The sequence below is a fragment of the Pandoraea sp. ISTKB genome, from assembly GCF_001721285.1.
In the GTDB taxonomy this organism is placed as follows: Bacteria; Pseudomonadota; Gammaproteobacteria; order Burkholderiales; family Burkholderiaceae; genus Pandoraea; species Pandoraea capi.
In genome coordinates this window covers 1-551 of record NZ_MAOS01000110.1, presented here as the reverse complement: position 1 = coordinate 551, position 551 = coordinate 1, and the positions used below count along the sequence as shown (strand labels likewise).

Below are 551 nucleotides of genomic sequence, written 5' to 3'. Positions count from 1 at the left end.
TCTTGTTGAGGCGAGAAGTAGAACGTCGTCGTGCTCGGTTGCAGCGACGCAGGCAAGTTCGACAGCAACACTTGCGGTGACACCGGATCGAGCGTTGCGCCCAATCCGCCCACGATGTAGCTCGGGCCGTTCTGCTGGCCTGTGGCGCCCGTCAGGATCGACGACCCTGCGCCGCCCAAGCTTGCCGGGATCGTCAGATTCAGACCGCCGTTCGCCGGGGCCAGACTGATCACCTGCGGCGCATTGCCCACTTGCGGCGTGTACGTGTTCGCCGTCGTGATGCCGTTGATCAGGCTCGTGCCCGTGAGCGATACCGACTGGCCCACCACGTTACCCACGTTGACGATTTGGCCGCCCGACGTCACCGTCAGGTTCGGTGCTTGAATCGTCGCCGCGATGTTGCCCACCGGCGTTGGCGGATTGATGACTCCACCCACGCTGTTGTAAGCATCGCCATAAAGCGACGAGCACTCCGCAGCACTGCCGCAGCTCCAGACGTCGTGACGCTTGTCCGACTCGAACATCCCCGTCTCTTGCACCCAGTGCGAGTG

1 pseudogene is annotated in these 551 nt (G+C 63.2%); it reads right to left on the bottom strand.

From position 1 onward, the window contains the following. Positions 1 to 551, bottom strand: a pseudogene (locus A9762_RS27815) (adhesin); the annotation flags it as partial.